At 72.5% G+C, this 22,392-nt stretch carries 20 protein-coding genes; 10 read left to right on the forward strand and 10 right to left on the reverse strand.

What is annotated here, in order from left to right; genetic code table 11:
• Nucleotides 1–340: cbb3-type cytochrome c oxidase subunit I (locus tag K7862_RS25865; RefSeq protein WP_222966691.1), on the reverse strand; the 340-nt coding region annotated here is incomplete at its 3' end.
• A gap of 178 nt (nt 341–518) precedes the next feature.
• Here K7862_RS25865 and K7862_RS25870 point away from each other — a divergent pair.
• Nucleotides 519–1,418, forward strand: coding sequence for an NAD(P)-dependent oxidoreductase (locus tag K7862_RS25870; protein WP_222966693.1), 900 nt, complete (start codon nt 519–521; stop codon nt 1,416–1,418).
• 19 nt (nt 1,419–1,437) lie between these two features.
• Here K7862_RS25870 and K7862_RS25875 read toward each other — a convergent pair whose 3' ends face one another.
• Complete coding sequence (locus K7862_RS25875; RefSeq protein WP_262413808.1) at nt 1,438–1,938, reverse strand: hemerythrin domain-containing protein; 501 nt, start codon at nt 1,936–1,938, stop codon at nt 1,438–1,440.
• 161 nt (nt 1,939–2,099) lie between these two features.
• On the opposite strand from K7862_RS25875, the gene K7862_RS25880 reads away from it, so the two are divergent.
• The 3 genes from K7862_RS25880 (at nt 2,100) to K7862_RS25890 (ending at nt 4,216) form a co-directional block, all read left to right on the forward strand.
• Nucleotides 2,100–2,267: a hydrophobic protein gene (locus tag K7862_RS25880; RefSeq protein ID WP_222966695.1), complete on the forward strand. Its 168-nt coding sequence runs from the start codon at nt 2,100–2,102 to the stop codon at nt 2,265–2,267.
• A gap of 75 nt (nt 2,268–2,342) precedes the next feature.
• Nucleotides 2,343–2,708, forward strand: coding sequence for a DUF8129 domain-containing protein (locus tag K7862_RS25885; RefSeq protein ID WP_222966697.1), 366 nt, complete (start codon nt 2,343–2,345; stop codon nt 2,706–2,708).
• A gap of 89 nt (nt 2,709–2,797) precedes the next feature.
• Entirely contained in the window at nt 2,798–4,216 is a 1,419-nt protein-coding gene (locus tag K7862_RS25890) for a hypothetical protein (protein WP_222966699.1), read from the forward strand.
• A gap of 165 nt (nt 4,217–4,381) precedes the next feature.
• On the opposite strand, the gene K7862_RS25895 is transcribed toward K7862_RS25890, so the two are convergent.
• The 4 genes from K7862_RS25895 to K7862_RS25910 form a co-directional block, all read right to left on the reverse strand.
• Nucleotides 4,382–5,251 carry a class II glutamine amidotransferase gene (locus K7862_RS25895; RefSeq protein ID WP_222966701.1) on the reverse strand — a complete coding sequence of 290 codons (870 nt, stop codon included), beginning with the start codon at nt 5,249–5,251 and terminating at the stop codon, nt 4,382–4,384.
• 122 nt (nt 5,252–5,373) lie between these two features.
• Nucleotides 5,374–6,804 (reverse strand): glutamate decarboxylase, encoded by a 1,431-nt coding sequence (gene gad, locus K7862_RS25900; protein WP_222966703.1) that lies wholly within the window; start codon nt 6,802–6,804, stop codon nt 5,374–5,376.
• Between the two features lie 168 nt (nt 6,805–6,972).
• Nucleotides 6,973–7,191 (reverse strand): hypothetical protein, encoded by a 219-nt coding sequence (locus K7862_RS25905; protein ID WP_222966705.1) that lies wholly within the window; start codon nt 7,189–7,191, stop codon nt 6,973–6,975.
• 133 nt (nt 7,192–7,324) lie between these two features.
• The gene (locus tag K7862_RS25910; protein WP_222966707.1) at nt 7,325–9,088 is read right to left on the reverse strand and encodes a SpoIIE family protein phosphatase; all 1,764 of its coding nucleotides are present in this window, start codon (nt 9,086–9,088) and stop codon (nt 7,325–7,327) included.
• A gap of 276 nt (nt 9,089–9,364) precedes the next feature.
• Between K7862_RS25910 and K7862_RS25915 the strand changes: the two genes are divergently transcribed.
• On the forward strand, nt 9,365–10,267 hold the full coding sequence (locus K7862_RS25915; RefSeq protein WP_262413809.1) for a YhjD/YihY/BrkB family envelope integrity protein: 903 nt from the start codon (nt 9,365–9,367) through the stop codon (nt 10,265–10,267).
• A 3-nt stretch (nt 10,268–10,270) separates the two neighbouring features.
• Here the strand turns inward: K7862_RS25915 and K7862_RS25920 are convergent, their stop codons facing one another.
• Nucleotides 10,271–11,236 (reverse strand): RNA polymerase sigma-70 factor, encoded by a 966-nt coding sequence (locus K7862_RS25920; RefSeq protein ID WP_222966709.1) that lies wholly within the window; start codon nt 11,234–11,236, stop codon nt 10,271–10,273.
• Between the two features lie 155 nt (nt 11,237–11,391).
• On the opposite strand from K7862_RS25920, the gene K7862_RS25925 reads away from it, so the two are divergent.
• On the forward strand, nt 11,392–12,924 hold the full coding sequence (locus K7862_RS25925) for an MFS transporter (protein ID WP_262413810.1): 1,533 nt from the start codon (nt 11,392–11,394) through the stop codon (nt 12,922–12,924).
• 48 nt (nt 12,925–12,972) lie between these two features.
• On the opposite strand, the gene K7862_RS25930 is transcribed toward K7862_RS25925, so the two are convergent.
• Nucleotides 12,973–13,416 carry a hypothetical protein gene (locus K7862_RS25930; RefSeq protein ID WP_222966711.1) on the reverse strand — a complete coding sequence of 148 codons (444 nt, stop codon included), beginning with the start codon at nt 13,414–13,416 and terminating at the stop codon, nt 12,973–12,975.
• A 415-nt stretch (nt 13,417–13,831) separates the two neighbouring features.
• On the opposite strand from K7862_RS25930, the gene K7862_RS25935 reads away from it, so the two are divergent.
• Nucleotides 13,832–14,854: a DUF4331 family protein gene (locus K7862_RS25935; protein ID WP_222966713.1), complete on the forward strand. Its 1,023-nt coding sequence runs from the start codon at nt 13,832–13,834 to the stop codon at nt 14,852–14,854.
• A gap of 66 nt (nt 14,855–14,920) precedes the next feature.
• Here the strand turns inward: K7862_RS25935 and K7862_RS25940 are convergent, their stop codons facing one another.
• Nucleotides 14,921–15,967, reverse strand: a complete 1,047-nt coding sequence (locus K7862_RS25940) for a LacI family DNA-binding transcriptional regulator (protein WP_222966715.1) — start codon at nt 15,965–15,967, stop codon at nt 14,921–14,923.
• 403 nt (nt 15,968–16,370) lie between these two features.
• Here K7862_RS25940 and K7862_RS25945 point away from each other — a divergent pair, with 403 nt between their 5' ends.
• From K7862_RS25945 to K7862_RS25955, 3 genes are all read left to right on the forward strand, one after another.
• Nucleotides 16,371–17,072: an alpha/beta hydrolase gene (locus K7862_RS25945; protein WP_222966717.1), complete on the forward strand. Its 702-nt coding sequence runs from the start codon at nt 16,371–16,373 to the stop codon at nt 17,070–17,072.
• 206 nt (nt 17,073–17,278) lie between these two features.
• Nucleotides 17,279–18,274 (forward strand): ROK family protein, encoded by a 996-nt coding sequence (locus tag K7862_RS25950; protein ID WP_222966719.1) that lies wholly within the window; start codon nt 17,279–17,281, stop codon nt 18,272–18,274.
• A 121-nt stretch (nt 18,275–18,395) separates the two neighbouring features.
• The gene (locus tag K7862_RS25955) at nt 18,396–19,673 is read left to right on the forward strand and encodes a lactonase family protein (protein WP_308012191.1); all 1,278 of its coding nucleotides are present in this window, start codon (nt 18,396–18,398) and stop codon (nt 19,671–19,673) included.
• 164 nt (nt 19,674–19,837) lie between these two features.
• On the opposite strand, the gene K7862_RS25960 is transcribed toward K7862_RS25955, so the two are convergent.
• Entirely contained in the window at nt 19,838–22,363 is a 2,526-nt protein-coding gene (locus tag K7862_RS25960; RefSeq protein WP_222966723.1) for a glycoside hydrolase family 2 protein, read from the reverse strand.
• Between the last annotated feature and the right edge of the window lie 29 nt (nt 22,364–22,392).

Below are 22,392 nucleotides of genomic sequence, written 5' to 3' on the forward strand. Positions count from 1 at the left end.
CGATCTGCAGCGGCATGATCCAGTTCGTGAACCCGGCGAAGAGCGGGGTCGCGAACATCAGCAGCATCACGGTGCCGTGCATCGTGAACGCCTGGTTGTACTGCTCGTTGGAGAGGAACTGCGTTCCCGGCCGGGCGAGTTCCGCGCGCATGAGAAGCGCCATGATGCCGCCGACGAGGAAGAAGGCGAACGACGTCACCAGGTACAGGCTGCCGATGGTCTTGTGGTCCGTGGTGCTGAGCCACTTGACCACCACCGAGCCGGGGCTTCTGGTGCGCGCCTGTTCGTCCTCGTACGAGTCGTCCTGCTCGGTCAGACCGGCGGCAGTCCCACTGCTCACTTGCAACTCTCCTTAAATCTGGCCCGAGAACGGCCACGTTCACCAGAATGGCGATCACCGCGCAGGAGAGTGGACGGGCGTGCCGACGAGTCACCCGATCAGCCCAACCGCAGTTCAGGGCCATTGGAGTCGCCGGGCGCGTCGATGCGCGGAAGTGGGCTTTGCCTATGATCCCGTCATGGCGCACATACATCTGATCGGACTCGGCCGGATGGGTACGCCCGTGTGCGGGCGCCTGACCGGCGCCGGGCACGAGGTCACCGTCTCGGACCAGAACGCGGAGCGGGATGCGGTCGCTCGCTCGTGCGGAGCGAAGTGGACCGGCACGGCGGCGGCCGGCGCCGCCGGTGCGGAAGTGCTGCTCACCGTGCTGCCCGGCCCGGCCGAGGTCGACAGTGCCGTCGACGACGTCGTCCTGGCCGTCCTGGCGCCGGGAGCGGTGTGGATCGACCTGAGCAGCAACACCGCCGAGGGGGCCGAGCCGGTGCGCCGCAGGGCCCGCGCTCACGGTGTCGGCGTCCTCGAAGCCCCCATGGGCGGCGGCCCCGAGGACGCCGGGCAGGGGCGGCTCCGGCTGTACGTCGGCGGGGAGGCGGATCTGCTGCGGCACCACCGTCCGCTCCTGGAGCATCTGGCGCCGCCCGAGAACATCGTCCACACCGGGGGCCATGGCACCGGGTACACGGTCAAACTGCTGGTCAACCTGCTGTGGTTCGGCCAGGCGGCGGCGACGGCGGAGGCCCTGCTGCTGGGACGTCGCGCCGGAGTGGACCTGCCGACCCTCCAGCGGGCGTTCGCCGGCAGTGCGGCGGGCAGTGACTTCATCCGCCGTGACCTGGCGGGGCTGTTCGCGGGCGATTACCTGACCTCGTACGGCATCGACCGCGTCCATCAGCAGCTCGCCGCGGTCACGTCCATGGCCGCCGCACTCGGCACCCCGCACGACCTGACGGAGAGTGTGCGGCGGCTGTACCAGGAGACCGTCGAACGCTTCGGTTCCGCCGACGGGGAGCTCCTGGCCGTCGCGCTGCTGGAGGAACGGGCCGGCTTCCGGCTGCGCGACGACCCGGCTCGGTGACGGCGGGGACCCGGGCGGGTCAGGCGAAGAGGGCGTCCACCGCCTTCTTCAGGGCCCGGGGATGCGCCGGCGTGCGCGGCGCCTTCTCCTTGGCCTCCAGCAGCGCGGCACCGATCTCCTGCAGCTCCTTGCGGCCGAGCGCGGCACGGACCTTGGGGAACCACTCCTTTTCCTCTTCCTCCATGTGGTGGCTCACCGACTCGATCAGGACCGTCGTCTTGGCGTCGAAGCGCTCGTCCTGCGGGCTCATCATGGCCAGTTCCGAGCAGAGCACGTCCGCCACATGGTGTTCCTCGTAGGACTCCAGGACGTCGGCATCGACATCGGGCACCAGCTCACGGACCCGCGGGTACATCACCTCGTTCTCGATGTACGTGTGCACGGTGAGCGCTTCGAGGATCTCCTTCACCAGCCGGTTCTTCGTGGCCGCGGCTCCCTCGCCGGCGGCTTCGAAGTCACGGAAGAGCTTCCGCACGGCCTTGTGGTCTTCCTTCAGCAGCACGATCGCGTCCATCGACATGACCCGTTCCTCCCGTGATGTTCCGAGGCTTTCGCGGGTCCTCTGCCCCGAGCGCGTTGTCGCATGCCCGGCCTGCGAGAGGTTCGGATGGCCGGATTCGTCCGGCCGTACGGACATTCGGGCCGGGCGGCGGGGCAAGCGGCCGAGTGGAGGTGTTGTGAATGATTGCTCTGATCGCCGTACTGGTGCTGGCCGTGATCCTCTTCGGAATCGGCTTCGCGGTGAAGGCCCTGTGGTGGGTCGCACTCGCGGTCCTGGTCATCTGGCTCCTGGGGTTCGTGTTCCGGGCAGCCGAGGGCGGGGGCCGCAGACGCTGGTATCGATGGTGACCGCGCCCATCCCCTCTCGGCCCGCGTTCCTCACGGATGCGCGGGCCGAGAGCCGCCCCGGGAGAGAGCACTGTGGTGGATGACATCCCCGGCCGGCGCTGTCCGGCAGAACTGGGCCGGCCGCCCGTAGCCGACTACGACCACATGACCATGCGCGGACTGGAACGCCACCTCGGCACGCTGGACCAGGCCCAGGTGGAGGCCCTCGTCCGCTACGAGAGCGCCCACGAGAACCGGACTCCGGTGATGCGGCTCCTGACGGCCCGGCTCCACCGGCTCCGCGAAGCCGGACGATCCCCGGACCTCGATGCTCCGGCCGGCGGTTACGGCCCCGCGCCCGCCACCTCACGGCCCGGCCACTCGATACCGGGCCTGCCGGCCGCCGGAGCGCCCGACCCCACTCCCCTGCCACCACCGGCCCCGCCCGACCCGACGTCCTGACAACTCGACTACGGCGCACGCCACTTGGTCTCCCGGGCCCAGGGACGTCCGCTTGCGGCAGGCGGCCGCTTCCTCCAGGGTGGGGCGCTATGCAGTCGCCGACCCGCCGCACCGTACGAGACGCCTGGGGATCCGTCGCCGAGGGCTTCTCCCGCGGCGGCCCACGGTCCACCGCGGGGGACGGCTCACCGGCGGGTTCGGCCGGTTCCGGACTGCCCTTCGACCGTCGCGTCATGATCCTGGTCGAGATCGCCGACGACCCCAACGAGACAGCCCTCGCCGCGGAGTTGTTCGCCCACCGCGGCTGGCCGGTGCGCCCCGCGGAGGAGCCCGAACGGGCCGGCTGCCCGCCCGAGCGCGTGGCCCGCGTGGTCGAGGTCCGGCTGACCGGAGCACGCGAGGGCGCCGTCGAACGGGCGCTCGGCCTGGTCGACGGGCTGGCGGTGGCCGCGTCCCTGAACATGTGGGCCCGCGACGCCGTGCTGCTGGAGCACGAACCGGAGCGGTACACGGCGTGGCGGGTGCGGCCCGCCCCCGGCGTCCCGCGGCCCGGCCGGGTGGTCCGCGCCGTCGAGCCGCGCGGACGCACCGGCGCGCAGGCCGACCTGCGGACCCGGGCGCTCGCCGGTCAGGTGTACGCCGCGGACGTCGACGTCGATCCCGCCGACGTGGCGTCGACCGATGTCAGGGCCAACCTTCTGCTGGTGAACCTCGGGAACCTGCTGGCCTTCTCGGCCGCCGCCCTGGCCATCGTGCCGCACACCGGGTGGCAGCCCTTCGGCTGGTCGGTGACCGTGCTGTTCGGTCTGCCCTGGCTGGTCGCGGGTCTCCGCCACGCGCTGCGGGACTCTCCGGCCCGGCGGGCCGCCCTGTGGGCCCTGCCCCTGGCCTCCCCGGTCCTGCTGCCGTTCGTGACCTGGCTCGGCGGGCTGGTGCAGGACCGGTACGTCGGCTCGTTCGGCATCCCGTCCGACTCGGTGCACGCGGGCGCGACCGACCGCCTGTGGGCGGGAGCCTGGCCGGTGACGGGCGTGCTGTACTGCGTGGCGTTCGGCGTCGCGGCCCATGGCTGGAACCGGCGGTTCCACGCCCGTCCCGACGCGCGCGACCTGGGCAACGCCGCCTTCGCCGCGGCTGCCGGGCTCTTCCTCGGCCTGGCCCTCGTGGTGGTGCCGTTCTCCGTGCACGTCGACACCTCTGCCGCTGCCGACGCCGAGAACGCGGCGGTCCACCTCCAGGAGCCGCCGTCCTACTACGGTCTCCGCCCCGTCCTGGTGTGCGTCCGGCCCGTCGCGCCCGTCGCCCATCCCGAACGCGGCTTTCCCGGTGCGTCGTACGGGGGTACGGTGCCGCTCACCCGTCCGGTGCTGACGTTCGGCCCCGACGGCGATCGCATCTGGCTCTGGGACCCGCAGACACGGCGGGCCTTCAGCATGGCGCTCGCCGACGCCGCGTTCGAGCCCTTCGACCCCGGCTTCGCGAGCGGCGGCGGGCGCGCCTGCTCCTGACGCTGCTGACGCTCCTGACGCCCGATGCCGCCGCACCGGCGATCGGCGCCAAGCCCAGACGCAGCCCCAACCGCGCGCGTAGCGGTCAGCTTCCGGTGCCGCACCCGGTCCTGGGGCACCTGCCGGTTCGCCGCATCCCGTCGTGTTGAGCGCGCCGCGTCGGTGTCAGGCGGCCTTCTGGGAGGCGGCGGCCTCGGGCCGCAGGTCGTCGAGGGTGAGGAGACGCGTCGGAGCGTCCGGCAGGACGATGCTGCGGCTGACGCCCAAGTCCGGTCCCACGTGGAGCAGTTCACCCGGTTCCATGGCCTGCCACTCGGGGTTGTCGTCCATGCGCTCGCTGGCGACGACGACCGCCGGGGCGTCGGCCAGCGCCTGGGAGTGGACGCGGAGCCGGCCCTGGCTGCCGCTGTGGTCCAGGTGCCTGCCGCCGTGCTTGCCGCCCGCCCGGCGCTGGAGCACGTAGAGCTCGTGGGTGTCGGGGTAGCGCAGCGCCCACAGTTCGGTCGGCGTGGTGAGGACCAGGTTGAGGGCGTAGACGGGCAGGTTGCGCGCGATCCAGCCGGCGGCCTCCTCGATGCCGGCCGCCACGTCGCCGCCGTGGGCGCCGATCTCCCGGGTGATCAGGGCGAAGAACCGTTCGGAGTCGGTGTCGCCGTGGACCAGGCTCCGGTCGTCGCCCAGGTGCTCGTCCAGACGGTCCAGGCCCTCGATGACACCGTTGTGCGCGAAGAGACGGCCCTGCTGCTCGAACGGATGCGTGTTGCGCATCAGCAGACTGCCGGTGGAGGCGAAGCGGATGTGGGCCAGGAACGTCTGGGAGGTGACCTCCCGCGCCTCGGTGGCGAAGTCACGGTCCTGGTAGGCGGCGATGGGCGCCTTGTGCACGTCAGGGGCTCCGTCGTCGGCGAAGTAGCCGACACCGGTGCCGTCGGGGTCCTGACGGCTCTGCCTGCTGAGGCTGTCCGGCGCGTCCAGCAGCCAGAAGGTGGCGTGCGTGCGGCGCGGGGCGCTGCTCATGCCGAACAGACGGCACATGGATGCTCCAGGGGATGAACGGTGCGCGGGCTTCCACGAGCCGCGGCTGTCGGGTGGGAGTCCGTCAGCCGCGGCCGTACGCGCGGGGAAATATGAGCCGTGTACCAGTATGACGGGATGTGTCAGTCGCGTCCGGGTGTCCGGGCGTTCTTGGTCTCGGCGCCGTGGGCGAATCCGCCCGCGTCGTCGGCGTCCCGGTGCGGTTCGCCCTGCTTCTCCAGCCGGGTCAGTACCCGGCGGATGTCCTCCATGAGCAGGTCGGCCAGGTCGTGGCTGAAGCCGTTGCGGACCACGATGCGCAGCACCGCCAGGTCGGTGCGGTTCTCGGGGAAGGTGTAGGCCGGTACCAGCCAGCCGCGCTCACGCAGGGCCGCGGACACGTCGAAGACGCTGAAGTTCCGCACGCCGTCGCGTATGCGGAACGCGAAGACGGGCGTCTCGCTGCCGTCGGTGATCAATTCGAACGCGTCGAGTTCGCCGATGCGCCGGGCCAGTCGGGTGGCCACGTCGCGGCAGGTCTGCTGGACGCGGCGGTAGCCGTCGAACCCCAGCCGGAGGAAGTTGTAGTACTGGGCGACGACCTGCGCGCCGGGGCGGGAGAAGTTCAGCGCGAAGGTGGGCATGTCCCCGCCCAGGTAGTTGACGTGGAAGACCAGGTCGTCCGGCAGCGCCTCCTCGTCGCGCCACAGCGCCCAGCCCACGCCGGGCATGACCAGCCCGAACTTGTGCCCGGAGGTGTTGATGGAGGCGACGCGCGGCAGCCGGAAGTCCCATTCCAGGTCCGGATCGACGAACGGCGCGATCATCGCGCCGGACGCGCCGTCCACGTGGACCGGCACATCGATCCCGGTGCGGGACTGCAGGTCGTCGAGTGCGGCGCAGATCCCGGCGACGGGTTCGTAGGAGCCGTCGAAGGTCGAGCCGAGGACGGCGACCACACCGATGGTGTTCTCGTCGCACAGCTCGGCTGCCCTCTCGGGGGTGAGGTGGTAGCTGTCCCCCTCCATCGGCACGTAGCGCGGCTCGACCTCGAAGTAGTCGGCGAACTTCTCCCAGCAGATCTGCACGTTGATGCCCATGACCAGGTTGGGCCGGTCCGCCGGTTTGCCCTCGGCCCGCCGCCTGTGCTGCCAGCGGCGCTTGAGCGCGAGGCCGCCGAGCATCGCGGCCTCGCTCGACCCGGTCGTCGAACAGCCCACCGCGCGGTGGGGGTTCTGGGCGTGCCACAGCCGGGCGAGCATGTGCACGCACCGCGTCTCCAGCTCGGCGGTCTGCGGGTACTCGTCCTTGTCGATCATGTTCTTCTCGGCGCACTCGGCCATCAGGCGCTGCGCCTCGGGCTCGGCCCAGGTCGAGACGAACGTCGCCAGGTTCTGCCGGGCGTTGCCGTCGAGCATCAGCTCGTCGTGCACCAACTGGTAGGCGGTGTCCGGTTCCATCTCCCCGTGGGGCATCGCATACCGCGGTACCCGCAAGGGTTCCCGGCTGAAGATCGGGTTGATCTCCAGATCGCGGCTTTCCCTGCCGTGCTCACGGGGGTGCTTGACCGTCATACGCTCCGCCTTCCGCTGTGGTGGTTCTCTTCAGCGCGTGCCCAACGCGGGCCGGTCGCAACCGGTCTGTGTGACACGCCGTCGGAAGCAGCGGCGGAACGTGCGGAAGGCGTGGACGGAACTCCGGCCACGCGTCGGCGGAACCCGCGGGGATGCGGCGGCGCCCGGTCAGTCCTTCTCGTAGACGGAGAGCGCCAGGCCGAGCCCGAAGAACGTCGGGGCCCACTCCCCGACGAAGATCCCCCACCGGTCGGCCCGCTCGACACCGTGCGACTCGGCCTTCATCGACGTGCACCACGAGGCGATCGCCAGCCCCACCGAGATCAGCCCGGCGTCGAAGCAGTGATGCGAGCGCAGGCCCTGGTCGTGCAGCATTTTCACCAGCATGAGGAGCTCCCGGATCGGTAGTGGAGAGCTCCAACCTCCCCCACGGGTGGCCTGGCCGCCCGTCGGGCTGGCACCCGGGTGACGGATCCCGTGTCCGCGGACGGCCGGGTCCCCACCGCCCGCGCCCGGCGGCTCAGGGTGTGCGGAGGACGAGCAGCGCCACGTCGTCGAGCCCGGGCGGGTGGACGCGCTGCAGGAGCTGGTCGGTGAACGACTCCAGCGGCCGGTGGGCAAGGGCCGCGGCGTGCTGGCGCAGCCGTTTCAGGCCCTCGTCCAGGGTCTGGCCCGGGGCTTCGATGAGGCCGTCGGTGTACAGCAGCAGCGTGGAGCCCGGCGGCAGGACGGTGGTGGCGTCCGGTCGCGCCGCGTTGAGGCCGGTGCCGAGCAGGAGGCCGTGCCCGTCCGTCAGGTACTCGGCCAGGCCGTCACGCGTGATGAGCAGCGGCGGCGGGTGGCCGGCGTTGGTCCACGACAGCTGCCAGGGACCCTCGCTGGTCCGGTTGAGCTGGGCGAAGACGAGGGTGGCCATGGGGACGTCGGTGATGGACAGGACCGCCTCGTCCAGCCGCTCGACGATCCGGCTGGGCGGTTCGTGCTGCGCCCAGGCGTAGGCCCGGAGCATGTTGCGGAGCTGGGCCATGCCGGCCGCGGCCTCCAGGTCGTGACCGACCACGTCGCCGACGGCCAGAGCCGTGGCCCCCTCGGAGACGGTGAAGGCGTCGTACCAGTCGCCGCCTACCTGGGAGGCGTCGGGCGCGGGCAGGTAACGCACCGTCATCTGCAGGCCGGGAACGCGCGGGACCTGCGGCAGCAGGTGGTTCTGCATCGTGGTCGCGACCGCGCGCTGGCGCTGGTAGAGGCGGGCGTTGTCCAGGGCCAGGCTCGCGCGCCGCGCGATGTCCTCGATCAGCGGCAGGTCGGCGATCGTGAACGGGGCGCGGCTGTCGTCCCGGCCCAGCGTGAGGGCGCCCAGGACGTCCAGGGTGCCGCGCAGCGGGACGATGGCCGCGGAGTGGATGCCGCTGACCTCGAAGAGGCGGCGCTGCTCGACGGCGATGCCGGAGTCCGGGGAGCGCTGGTAGGTCTCGGGGCCCGTGAGGGTGGAGGCGACCCCGCGCAGCGCGCGGGACAGCGGCATCGGCGACTCTTCCGGGACCGGCGGCATCGGGCCCTGCAGGTCCTCGTGGTGCGTGAGCGTGCCGTGCTCGGCGTGGACCACGGCGGTGCGCCACACCTCGTCGCGGTCGGTGATGAGATCGATGACGGCCCAGTCCGCCAGCCGGGGCAGGACCAGCGCCACCAGCCGGCGGATCGCCTCGTCGACGTCGAAGGTGGAGGTCACCTGCGTGGTGGTCTCGGCCAGCAGGGCCAGTCGCTCGACCTCCGTCAGCTGCTCGGCGTGCCGGCCGGAACCGTCCGCGGAGGGCTGCGGGGCGTCATCGGGCCGTGACGCGGGCTCGGACTCGTGGAAGAGCACCAGGGTGTCTGCGCGCCGGTCGCGGTTGGCGTACGGGGCGATCATCCAGGACACCGGGAGAACGGAGCCGTCGGCGCGGGCGAGGTGCTCGTTGGTGCCCTGGGCCGGGCGTCCGGCATGGAAGGCCTGCCGCATCACGCACTGCGTCGCCGGGAGCTGCTCGCCGCGCGGGCCGCGGTGCAGCAGGTCGTGGGCGTCGTGGCCGATCAGCTCCTCCGCACTCCAGCCCAGCAGCCGCTGGGCGAGGGTGTTGACGGCGACGATCCGGCCGGGCTCGTCCACGACGTACGCGCCGGTCCTGATCGCCTCCAGAGCGACGGTGAGGTGGGCGACGGCCACCGTGTGCTCACGTTCGTCGCTCTCCGTCGCACGATCCGCCGAAGGTTCCGCCGACTGTGCCGTCGGTTCCGGCCCCGCCATCTCCTCACCTCCTGTTCCGGCCCCCTGCTCGGCTGCCGCTTCCCGCACGAACACGCCATCGCGTGCTTCTCCTGATCGTCTCCCCCGACTGGCCGGAAGGATTCGTCCCCTGGGCCGAGCGGGGGAACCGGACGCCGGAGGCGTGTCATCAGGTACGTGGGTGGTACCGCTCTTGGGCGCCGCTGTCGACGGCCCCCCGGAAGCCGAACCGCGGAGGGATCATTCGGCGGGGCGCACGGGAGCGACCGCCCGGGCCCTGTGCGGGGAGGGAACGTCATGCCTGAGTCCGGGGCCCCGCACGGGGAGGACGAAGAACCTCCCAGCCGGTGGGAAGCCTGGGGGCGGGCATGGTCGCCCGGGTGGGAGCTGTACCAGCGGGGCTCCGAGCTGGAGCTGTTCCACCGCTCCCTGGCGTTCGCCGCCTTGGGCCTGGTCGCCCTGGTACCGCTGCTCATCGTCGTGGCGGCGGCCGACCCCCTGAAGCGCCACGGTTTCGCCTCGTGGATGGCCGACGCCATGGCGCTCTCCGGCCGGTCCGCGGACGCGGTGGGCGACGTGTTCGGTCCCACCGGGCACGTCCTGCCGGCCACCAGCGTCTTCAGCCTCATCGCACTCGTCGCCTTCGGTCTGACGTTCTCGTCCTCGGTGCAGACCGGATACGCCAAGATCTGGGGTGTCTCGATCGGCGCGTTCCACCGGGTGTGGCGACAGGTGACCTGGAGCGCCGTGCTCGTCGGCTACCTGTACGCGGACACCCAGACCAGCAGTGTCGTCGGGTCCGCCATCCGGATCCCGGTGAACCTCTGCGGCGGCGTGCTGTTCTTCTGGTGGGGGCAGCGCTATCTGCTCCGGGGCCTGGTGCCCTGGCGGCTCCTGCTGCCCGGAGCGGTGGCCACGATGATCGGGCTGGTGGGACTCCGGGCGTTCTCGTACCTGGTCTTCGCGCCGCTCATCGTCAGCAACGCGATCAGCTACGGCACGGCGGGGACCGTGCTGGTCGTCGAGTCGTGGCTGGTCGGTGTGGGCTTCGTGATCTTCGGGAGTGCCCTGCTCGGCCGCTACCCGTTGATCGGCTGGGTCCGGACCTGGGCGAACGGCACCGGGAAGGACCTCCCCGGGCCCCCCGAAGACGGTGCCCCGCCGGGCGGCACCGCCCCGGGCGAGGACGACACGTGGTAGGCCTCAGCGGCTCACGGCGGTCTCCCGGTGCAGACGCAGCAGCTTCTCCGGGTTGCGCACGCCGTACAGGCCGGTGACCCGGCCGCCGTCGAAGCGTATGGCCAGCACGCCGTCGATCTCGCCGTTGACGCGGACGAGCAGCCCGGGCGCGCCGTTCACCTCGACCGGTTCGACCGAACGTTCCACACCGGCCCTGTACCAGACCGAGGCCAGCAGCCGGGCCACCTTGCCCGCGCCCACGACCGGCCGCAGGAGCGCGTGCCTGACGCCGCCGCCGTCGCTCAGGGCGACCACGTCCGGCGCGAGGATGTCGAGCAGGCGCTGCATGTCGCCGGTCTGCACGGCCCGCTGGAAGGCGTGGAAGGCGGCGCGGGCCTCGGCCGGGGACACGGTGCCGCGGGGCCGGCGCGCGGCGACGTGCGCCCGGGCCCGGTGGGCGATCTGCCGCACGGTGACCCGGGACTTGCCGACGGCCTCGGCGATCTCGTCGTAGTCCAGGCCGAACACCTCGCGCAGCACGAAGACCGCCCGCTCGGTGGGCGCGAGGGTCTCCAGCACCAGCAGCATGGCCATCGAGACGTTCTCGGCGAGCTCCACGTCCTCGGCCACGTCCGGCGCGGTCAGCAGCGGTTCGGGCAGCCACGGCCCGACATAGGACTCCCGGCGCCGCCCGATGGCACGCAGCCGGTCCAGTGCCTGCCGGGTGACGATCCGCACCAGGTAGGACCGCGGATCCCGCACATGGCCCGGGTCGACGCCCACCCAGCGCAGCCATGCCTCCTGCAGGACGTCCTCGGCGTCGGCGGCCGAACCGAGCATCTCGTAGGCGACGGTGAACAGGAGGTTGCGGTGGGCGACGAAGGTCTCGGTGGGCTGGTCCGCGGCGTCGGGCGAAGGGGGCCCGGGAACCAGCGTTCCGGGAGCGGGCGGCTCGGCCGTGCGGGGGGTGCGGACGCCGCGCTCGGTCATGCCTGGCTCCTGCCTGTCGTCTCTCAGCACACCCACAAGACGCCGGCCGGCGCCGTTGCGTGACACTCCCGGCCGGTTGTCCAGGTCACATTCTCGCCCTGTCACGCAACCCGGTCCGCCGACGTCATCTGGGCATCGTTCGATGTGACAAGGAGATGATCGTGGCCTCACGCAGCACGACTCCCGCGGCCGGCCCGGAGGCGGCCGGGGCGACGGCCGCCGACCCCAAGCGGTGGTGGATCCTGGCCGTCATCGCCACCGCCCAGCTCATGGTCGTCCTCGACCTGACCGTGATGAACCTCGCGTTGCCGTCGGCGCAGCGCTCCCTGCACTTCACCACCGCCGACCGGCAATGGGTCGTGACCGCGTACGCGTTGTCGTTCGGCAGCCTGCTGCTGTTCTGCGGGCGGCTGGCCGACCTGATCGGCCGTAAGACGACGTTCCTCACCGGCCTGGTCGGCTTCGCGACGGCCTCCGCCGTGGGCGGCGCCTCGGTCGACTTCTCGATGCTGGTGACGGCCCGCGCCTGCCAGGGCGTCTTCGGCGCGCTGCTGGCGCCGTCGGCCCTGTCGCTGCTGGCCACGACCTTCCGCGATCCGAAGGAACGCGCGAAGGCGTTCGGTGTGTACGGCGCGGTCGCGGCCGCGGGCGGCGGGCTGGGGCTGCTGCTCGGCGGAGCGCTGACCTCGTACCTGTCGTGGCGCTGGTGCATGTACATCAACGCCGTGTTCGCGGCGGTCGCGATCACCGGAGGCGCGCTGCTGGTGAGCCGCCGGCCCAGGACGCAGGGCGGCCGGCTGGACGTCCCCGATGTCGTGACGGTGTCCGGCGGGATGTTCTGCCTGGTCTACGGGTTCTCCAACGCCGCGTCGCACAGTTGGGGCACGCCCTCGACCTGGAGCTTCCTCGCGCTCGGATGCGCGCTGCTGATCGCCTTCGCCTTTCGCCAGTCGCGCGCCGCGCAGCCGCTGCTCCCGCCCCGCGTCGTGCTCGACCGCAACCGCGGCGGGGCCTACCTCACCGTCCTGATCCTCGGGGCGGCCACCTTCGGGCTGTTCCTCTTCCTCGTCTACTACATGCAGGTGACGCTGGGTTACTCGGCCGTCCGCTCGGGCGTGGCCATGCTGCCCACGGTGCTGGTCAGCGGTGTCGTGGCCACGCTCGGCAACACCAGGATCCTGCCCCGGCTCGGCCCCAAGCCGATGGTCGGTGTCGGCATGCTGCTCACCGCGGCCGGCATGGTCTGGCTGACCCGGATCGGCGCCGATTCGACCTACGCCTCGGCGCTGCTCGGCCCGCTGCTGGTCACCGGCGCCGGCAACGGTCTCATCTTCGGCATGGTGGCCGCGACGGGTACCTTCGGCGTCGCGCCGCTCGACGCGGGGGTGGCCTCGGCCAGCATCAACACCGGCCAGCAGCTCGGCGGTTCGATCGGCACCGCGCTGCTCAACTCCATCGCGGCGGGCGCCGCCGGCCGTTATCTGTCCGGCCACCTGCACGGCCGGCCGACCCCGCAGCTCCTCCAGGCGGCGGCGATCCACAGCTACACCACCGTCTTCTGGTGGTGCGCCGGCCTCTACGCCGCCGGAGCGGTTCTCTGCGGCGCCCTCCTGCGCCCCGGCCCCCTGGCACGCCCCGAGACCGCCCCCACGGCGCCGGCGCCGCTGCCCACCACGGCAGCCCACTGACCACGGCGGACCCCGGCGGTGCCGCCGGGGTTCACGGCCCCGCTCGGCTCAGGGATGAGCGGTGTGGTCGGGGTGGCCGGGCGTGCGGCGGTCCTGCTTCATGCGGGCCTCGTAGAGGTGACGGCGGCCGGCCGCCAGGCGCTCGCGGATCTGCCGTTCGAGGTCGACGAACGCGCGGTAGTAGGTGTCGTCGTAGGCCTCGACGATCTGGAACGTCCACATGCCCGGCAGGACGTTGCGGCCGACGATCTCACGCTCCAGCGCGTCGGCCTCGTCGGCCGCACCGGCCCGGCGCAACTGGTCGACCGCCTTCCCGAGCGTGAGGTCCGCGCCGCCGGTGAGCTGGTGGAAGTCGTAGAGCCGGCCTCGTGCCCGCTCCACGGTCTCCAGGGCCTCCGACAGGGTTCCCAGCGCCTCGACCAGGTCGTCGCCGACACCGTCGGGCGGCGTGTGCTCGGGGTCGAGGTCTCGGGTGGTGCGTTCCTCGCTCATGTGCGCTTCGGTCCTCGCATTCCGGGGAGGTCGTGACGGGACGGACGGCGGCGGGAACCGGCGTTCCGGGACTTCGATGGCCGGCATGGTGCGTCTCCTTGTCCTCGCCGGTCGGAACCGGTGCCTGCGCTGGAGCCTCCTGGGACTGCCCGGGGGCTCCCCAGAGTGGGCTACCCCGGAAATCGGACAGCGCTCATGCCGCTCATGAAGAATCCACCCGTCGCCGTACGGCCGGTGACGTCGGCGTCGGCACGTACGGAACGCGGCCCCGCGTGCGCCCAGTCCGGCACGCCTTCATGACACTATGCGACATATCCGGTTATCCCGGACTGCACCACGATGTCGCGAGAGACAGGCGTCCGGGACGAGTCTCCGCTGCCGTGACGACCGCGCGGCGAGCAGAAGGGTCCTCCTCATGTCCCACCACCTCGACACTCCCCTGGCGGCACAGAACGGCCAGCTGTACATCGACGACCTGTACGTGTTCCCCGCCGACACCGGCACGGTCCTGGTGATGGACGTCAACTCGGACATCACGGGCGTACACGCGCAGCCGGGCTTCCACCCGGAAGCGCGCTACGAGTTCAAGGTGCATGTCGACGGCGCCGAGGTCGAGACGCTGACCTACCGGATCTCCTTCGGGGAGCCCGACGGCGACGGGCGGCAGGAGTTCCGCCTGCACAGCCTGACCGCCGACGACGCCCGCGACGACAGTGCGGAAGGGCAGCGGGAACTGCGGGGGCGTACGGGTGAGACGGCGGAGGCCGGCGGGCTCCGGCTCTGGGCCGGGCGCGTCGCCGACCCCTTCTACATCGACCTGTCGCTGCTGGCCGTGGTGAACGCGGCGATCGCGAAGGGGACCGCGGTGGACCTGTCGGACTGGCGCCCGGGCGAGGCGAAGAACAGCTTCGCCGGCACCAGCGTGGAGACGATCGTGCTGGAGGTGCCGCACGAGCAGGCGCAACTGCGGCCCGGCACACGGATCGGGGTGTGGTGCGCGACGAAGCTGGCCACCGACGCCGGCGGGTGGCGGCAGATCAACCGCGCCGGGCATCCCATGATGTGGCCGATCTTCTGGCCGGGCGACACCGACTTCTCCAACCCGGCGAACACCCGGCACCCCTCCGAGGACCGCGCCGCGGCCTGCCAGGCCATCGCCGACCAGGTCGCCGCGGTGGTCGCGGCCAGCGGAACGTCGGACGACCCCGAGGGTTACGGACGGACCGTGGCCGAGAGCCTGTTCCCCGACGTCCTGCCCTACACCGTCGCAACCCCCGCGACCTACGGCTTCACCACCCGCAACGGCCGCACCCTGTCCGACAACGCCCCTGAGGTGATGCTCTCCCTGGTCACCAACACGGCCGTCCCCTCCGGCCTGCGCCCGGCCGTCGCCCGGTCCCAGCGCACCCCCGCGTTCCCGTACCTGGTCCCGGCGTAGACCCCGACTCGCGGCAACGCCCCTCACCGGCCAGGTGACGGGCCTTGGCGCTCCGACCGTGCGGGTTCACCGGGTCGAGGCCGGAGGTGGGGCGGTGGAGCCGCGGGGGACGAGGCTGGGGACCTGGGCGGCGTGGGAGACGGCTTCCCGGTGCGCCATCACGTCGAAGAGCGTCTCGGTGACGTCCGCGCCGAAGGAGAAGATGTCGTGCTGCATGGCCGACAGCGTGGGCCGGGTGAGCTGGCACAACTGGGAGTCGTCCCAGGCCAGCACCGACAGGTCGTGCGGCACCGAGAGGCCGAACTCCGCGATGACGCCCAGCGCCGTGACGGCCATCAGGTCGTTGTCGAAGACGATCGCCGTCGGCCGCTCCGGCGACAGCAGCAGGGTGCGGCAGGCACGGCTGCCCTGGTCCGCGGAGAAGTCCGCGACCACCGTGCGCGCGGTGACGCCCAGTTGCTCCGCCGTCTCGGTGAACGCCTTGGTGCGGATGGCACTGTGGCCGAGTTCTGCGGGCCCGCTGACCCGGGCGATCCTGCGGTGCCCCAGCGCGGCCAGATACTGCACGGCCTCCGCCGTCGCCGCCGCGTCGTCGGTCCACACCGAGGTGAAGGGTCCGGCCAGCGACGGGTGCCCGACGGCGACGGCCGGCAGACCGATCTCGGACAGCACCGGGATCCGCGGGTCGTCCACCCTCAGGTCGACGAGGAGGGAGCCGTTGATCCGGTTGCCCTGCCACCACCCGCGCTGGACCTCGATCTCCTCCTCGGGCTCCACCAGCCGCAGCAGCAGCGAGCACGAGTGCCGGGACAGCACGCTCTCGATGCCGGAGATGAACTCCATGTAGAAGGGTTCCAGGCCGAGCATCCGGGCCGGCCGGGCGATGGCCAGCCCGACGGTGTGCACGGCACGCCCCGACAGCGACTGGGCGGCCTGGTTCGGGCTCCAGCCCAGATCACGGGCCGCTTGGAGGATGCGCTCCTTGGTCTTCGACGAGACGCCCGGCTTGTCGTGCACGGCGATGGTCACCGCGGAGGGCGAGACCCCGGCGAGCCTGGCCACATCCTTGATCGTGGCCTTGCGGCCCTCCCCCGACGCTGTCGTCCGAGCCACCAGGATGTCCACCTTCAGGTCGTTGCTTGGGATGCCGGGCCCGGCCGGAGCGGAGTGCCCGACGAGCTAGAGCGCGCGAGTAGCTGCGATCTTCACCCGCCTGGACCGGTACGACGCCGACCACAATAGCCCTCGCCGGTACGGAGCACCATGGCCGCGTGGCGCGCCCCACCAGCTCGGACGGCCTACGCGACCCGCCCCAAGACCTCGTTCGCTCGAACGTTTTACGAAAGGCCGCTCCAGCCTGCCCGAGCCGAAGGCGTGCCGGACACACAATCCACCTCTCAGAAGACCACGATGCCCGGTAGACGCGGCACCCATCTGGGCTCTATAAAACGTTCAAGAAGACAGCGAACGGGGAACGGCCACCCGGCCCGCCGTTCCGCGACACCTGGAGACGACGATGCAACTGGCGACGCACACCTGGGGCTCCCCGGGCGACCGGGTGGCACTGCTGGTCCACGGTGTGATGGCCGACCACCGCACCTGGCGCAGGGTGGGACCCGCGCTGGCCGGCCAGGGCTATCACGTGGTCGGTGTGGATCTGCCGGGTCACGGGCGCAGTCCGCGCGCCGCCGGACCGGACGGTGAACCCCGGTACCGCCTGGACGACATGGCCGCGGCCCTCGCCGCGTCCTGCCCCGACGGCGCGCGGATCGCGATCGGCCACTCCCTGGGCGCGCTCGTGCTGGAACGCGCGCTCCACCGCGGCCTGACGATCGGCCGGGCCGTCTACAGCGACCCGGCGTGGCGCACCGAACCCCATGACCTGTCCGGGGCCCGGGCGTACCGGCATGCGACGCGTGAGGAGATCCGTGCGGCCAACCCGCGGTGGGAGGCCGCGGCGGTGGACGACGAGGCCCGGTGCCTGGAGCTCTGGGACACGGCGACGCTGGCGGTTCTCGCGTCGCCGCCGGGCCTGCCCGTGTCCGCCCCGGTGCCGTCGCTGGTGCTGCTCGCCGACCCGAGCGAGCGCGTTCCACCGGACCGGCAGGAGGAACTGCGGGCGCGCGGGTTCGAGCTGCGCACGGTCCCGGGGACTGGGCACTCGATCCACCGTGACGACTTCCCCGGCTTCATGGCCGCGATGTCGGACTGGGTCTGACCGGCGTCGCGCGGGTCGAGCGCCCACACAGGCCCGGCGGCGCCCGCCTCGATGTCCGAGACGACGCCGCGAACGACGCACCTTTCCCGCCGGCCGGAACCCGAACCGTCCGAGGGCCGTCGGACTCCCAGAGACCTCGCCTCAGACCCACCCCTCCCCGCCCCCTTCCCCTCGTCCCTCCTCACCATCCGGACGGAGATCCAGTCATGGTCACCAGCGCCCGCGAGGCCTCGCAGGCCCCTCCCCCGCCGGCCGGGGCCCGGCTGCTCGCCGCCCTCGACATCGGCGGCACCAAGATCGCCGGAGCCGTGCTCGACGAACGGGGCACGATCCTGCACCGGGCGCAGCACCGCACCCCCGGCGGCGGCACCGAGGAGGTGTTCCTGGCCGTCCGGGCGGTGCTGGAGGACCTGGCGGGTGGGCCGCAGTGGGACCAGGTGGCGTCGCTGGGCATCGCCAGCGCGGGCCCGATCGACGTCGCCCGGGGCACGGTGAGCCCGGTCAACATCCCCGGCTGGCGCGGATTCCCCGTCGTCGACCGGGTGCGGGACCTGCCGCAGGCCGCCGGACTGCCGGTCGTGCTGTGCGGGGACGCGGTCGCGATGACGGCGGCCGAGCACCGGCTGGGCGCCGCCCGGGGCTGCCGGGACGCGCTGTGCATGGTGGTCTCCACCGGCGTCGGCGCCGGGCTGGTCATGGACGGCGCCGTCCGCAACGGTCCCACCGGGAACGCCGGCCACCTCGGGCACATCACCGTCGACCTGCTGGGTGACCCCTGCGTGTGCGGCGGCCGGGGCTGCGTCGAGCAGCTGGCGAGCGGCACCGCGCTCACCCGGCGGGCGCTGCGGAGCGGCTGGCAGCCGAGCGGGACGGCCGACGGCGCGGGACTCGCCGCCGACGCCCGGGCCGGTGACGCCGTCGCCCTGGCCGCGTTCGACACCTCCGCGCGAGCGCTGGCGGCCGGCATCGCCGCGGTCGCGACCCTGGTGGAGATCGAGGTGGCGGTCATCGGCGGCGGTGTCGCCGAGGCCCACGACGTGCTGTTCCCGCCGTTGCGCCGGCATCTTGCGTCGTACGCCGTGCTGCCGTTCGCCGCCGGGGTCCGCGTCGAGCGGGCGGCCCTGCGCGCGGACGCGGGTCTGATCGGAGCGGCCCTGATCGCCGCGGACCGGCAATCGGCAGGGGCCGCGCGGCAGCCGTGACGGGGGCGGGGCCAGGCGGTCTGGCACGAACGTCAGGTACGTACCAGGCTGGGTGACAGCGGTCGCCGCCCGGGCGCCGGGCCCGGCCGGCGGCTTCCCCCACATGGAAAGGCCACCTGTCGTGAGTGACGACGAGCAGAACGGTCCGCGGACCGCACCGCCGGGTCTCTCCGGGCTGGCGAGGCGGCGGCTCCTGGGAGCGGCGGCGGCCGTCGCCCTCGGGGGTGTGGCCGGTTCGGGCCGCGCCGACGCCGAGCCCGACCGAGTCGGCGCCCGGGCCGCCGGAACGGCGGCGCCCGAGGCCGGAACGGCCGCACCCGCCGCACCGCCCGCGCGGACGCCGGCGCCGCCCGCCACCCGGGCGGCCATCCGGGCCCTCTACGTCGGCACCTACACCTCCTCGGGAGGCCCCGGCCTCGAGGTCGCCGTGTACGACCCGGTGTCGGGCTCGGTGCACCGCTCGACGGCGCTGTCCACGGTGGCCGACCCCTCGTTCCTGGCGGCCCGGGGCAGTGACGTGCTCTACGCGGTCGACGAGAACCAGGACCAGGTCACCGCGGTCGCCGTCGCCGGCGGCGCTCCCCGTGTCCTGAACAGCGGCGGCACCGGCGGCTCGGGGCCGTGCCATCTGACGGTCCACGCCGCCGGCGGCCACCTACTGACGGCGAACTACGGCTCGGGGAGTGTGGCGGTCCACCGGCTCGCCGCGGACGGCTCGCTGGGGCGCCGGACCGATCTGGTGCGGCACACCGGTTCGGGGCCGGACCCCGACCGGCAGAGCGGGCCGCACACCCACATGGTGCTCAACGACCGGACCGGCGGCTTCGTCCTGGCGGTGGACCTCGGCACGGACACCGTCTACACCTACCGCCTCGCCACCGGGACGGGGAAACTCACCGGCGTCTCGACGGCACAGGTCACCGCGGGCTCGGGGCCGCGGCACGCCGCCTTCCACCCCTCGGGACGCCACCTCTACGTGGCCAACGAACTGGGCAACTCCCTGACGGTGTGCGGCTACGACCCGGACTCGGGCAGGGTGACGCACGGCACGTCGCTGCCGACAGTGCCGGGGGGCGGCGGCTCCGCGCCCAACTACCCGGCCGAGGTGGTTGTTTCGGCCGACGGCGCGTTCGTCTACGTGTCCAACCGGGGCCACGACAGTGTGGCGCGGTACGCGGTGGGTGCGGGCGGGGGTCGGTTGCGTCTCCTCGACGCGGTCGCCTCGGGCGGCGCCTATCCCCGGCACATCGCCCTGGACCCCAGCGGCGCCTGGCTGTTCGCCGCGAACCAGAACTCCGGGACGGTCGCGGTTTTCGCGCGGGACGAGGCGACGGGAGCGCTGACGCCGGCCGGAACGCCGTTCGCCGTCACGGCACCGGTGTGCGTGCTGCCGCAGTAGGGGAAGGGTCGCGCCCGGGCCGTGGAGGCGGCACCTGAACGCACCGAGGTGAGCGGAGGCCGCGTTCCCCACGCACCGCCGATCCGGGATTCCCGGCCGTCGGCGCACCCCCCGGTGCGGCGCGCAGAGTTCCGCGTCGCCGCGCGCCGCACCGGCGTGCGGGTTCACCGCACCGGGTCGGCGACCTGGTCCATCGCGGCGGAGGTGTTGACGCATCGCAGCGCCGCGCGCAGCGCCTCCGGGCCGGCGCCGTTCCACCCGGTGACGGCGAACTCGGCACTCTCACCGGGCAGCAGCGTCACCAGACCGCGGTCGGTGCGCGCTTCGGGATGCAGGCGGTCGGCCTGGAGCAGCAGGTCGCGGACCAGGGTGTGCGCGGTGACCGTCACGCGTGCTCCACCGGGGTTTGGCGTCACGCTGATCGTCATCTCGGCGGCGGGATAGGCGAACGCGCGGTCGGGCACCGCGACGTGCACGGCACGCAGCCCGTCGGCGTCGGCGACCAGCAACTCACGCTGCGGATCACGCAATTCTCCGATTTCCGGGTCGAGTTCGAGCAGAGCGACGGATCGGGCCGCCACCTGGACGGGAACGTGTTCCTCGGCCCCTGGACCGCCGTGGGCGTCCAGGCGCCGCACCAGCGCCGTGGTGGTCCAGGGCTCGGCGCTCTGGTTGACCGCCGCGAGGACGGTCCGTCCTTCGCGGGTCTGCAGCGTCAGCAGCCGGTCGGCGTAGAGGCGTTTCAGCTCGTGGTAGAGCGGCTTCTCGCGGCCGTCGCCGTCGATCGCGGCCCAGGAGGTCACCGGCCAGCAGTCGTTGAGCTGCCACAGGATCGTGCCGGCGCACAGCGGCCAGTGCGAGCGCCAGTGCTCGACGCCCGTGGCCACCGCCCGCACCTGGTTGACCTGGGTGAGGTAGTGCCAGGTCGCGAAGTCGGCGGGCGGCGCGAAGTGGTGGGCCAGCCCGCGGTCGAGCTTGCCGTTGCCGTCCTCCGCCTTCTGGTGGTGGAGCATCCCCGGCGCGTCCGGGGTCAGCGGACGGTCGCTGAGCGCGCGTCGCAGCGTCGCGTACGCGGGTGGGGCCTGCCAGCCGAACTCGGCGACGAACCGGGGCACGTCGTCGCGGTAGTGGGTGTAGTCGCGGCGGTTCCACACCTCCCAGGAGTGGGCGGTGCCGTGCCGCGGGTCGTTGGGGTGCCGATCGCGCGAGCCGGACCAGGGGCTGCCCGCCCAGTACGGGCGGGTGGGGTCGGTCTCGGCGACGACGCGGGGCAGCAGGTCCAGGTAGTACCCCTCTCCCCAGGACCTGCCCGCCAGGTCGGGCTCCCAGTCCCAGTCGCGGAAGCCCCACAGGTTCTCGTTGTTGCCGTTCCACAGCACCAGGGAGGCGTGCGGCATCAGCCGGACGACGTTCTCCCGCGCCTCGGCCTCGACCTCCGAGCGCAGCGGTTCCTCCTCGGGGTAGGCGGCGCACGCGAACGGGAAGTCCTGCCAGACCATCAGGCCCAGTTCGTCGCAGGCCGTGTAGAAGTCCTCGCTCTCGTAGATGCCGCCGCCCCACACCCGCACGAGGTCCACGCCGGCGGCGGCCGCCTGTTCCAGGCGCCGTCGGTAGCATTCGGGTGTGATACGGGAGGGGAAGACGTCGTCGGGGATCCAGTTGACTCCGCGGGCGAACAGCGGTGTCCCGTTGACGACGAGGGTGAAGGCGCTGCCGTGGTCGTCGGCGGAGGTGTCGAGCTCCACCGTGCGGAAGCCGACCGGGCGTTCCCACCGGTCGAGCGGCGTTCCGGCGTCGTCGGCGAGGGCGACCACGCAGCCGTAGAGGGGCTGGTCACCGTGGCCGCGCGGCCACCACCGTTCGACGCCGGGCACCTCGACCCGGAGGGTCATCTCGACTGCGTCCGAGGGGACTTGAGCCCGAACTTCGGTGCCGGCGACGCTCAGCGCGAGACGGAGCGTACGGCCTTCCCCACGGGGGGCGCGCCGCACGTGAACCTCCACGGAAACGATTCCGGTGCCGTCCTGCCCGACCGTGACCCGGGGGCGGACCTCGGCGATCCGGGCCGTCGACCACTGCTCGAGCCGGGGCTCGCGCCACAGTCCCGCGGTGACGAGCGTCGGCCCCCAGTCCCAGCCGAAGGAGCAGGCCATCTTGCGGACGAACTGGTACGGCTCGGCGTAGGCGCCGGGCCGGTCACCGAGGAGCGCGCGGACCCGTTCGGCCTCCTCGTACGCGGAGGTGAAGGCCACGGTGAGGGGCGCGGGGCCCGCGGCGAGGGCGTCGGTGACGTCGAAGCGGAACGAGCGGTGCATGTTGCGGGTACGGCCCAGGACGATGTCGCCGAGGCGGATCTCGGCGACGGTGTCGAGGCCGTCGAAGACCAACTCGGTGCGCTCGTGGCCGGCGGCGCACGCGGACAGGGTGGTGCCGTACGTCCAGTCGGCCCGGCCCACCCAGGCCACCTCGGTCTCGTTGCGGTCCAGGAAGGGGTCCGGGATCAGGCCCGCGGTCAGCAGGTCGGTGTGCACGCAGCCGGGAACCGTGGCGGGGATGACGGCGGGAATGACGGCGGGCGGGGCAGCGGGAAGGGCCGCGCCCGCAACGGTGTCCGGTGCGTGCGGGGGGAGGTGCCTGGAGCTGTCCAGGCGCAGGGTCCAGCCGCTGGTGAGCGGCGTGCTGACCTTCATGCGGTCTCCGTAGGTTGTGTGGCGGCCCG

This window comes from Actinacidiphila acidipaludis (genome assembly GCF_019890725.1).
Lineage (GTDB): Bacteria > Actinomycetota > Actinomycetes > Streptomycetales > Streptomycetaceae > Actinacidiphila > Actinacidiphila acidipaludis.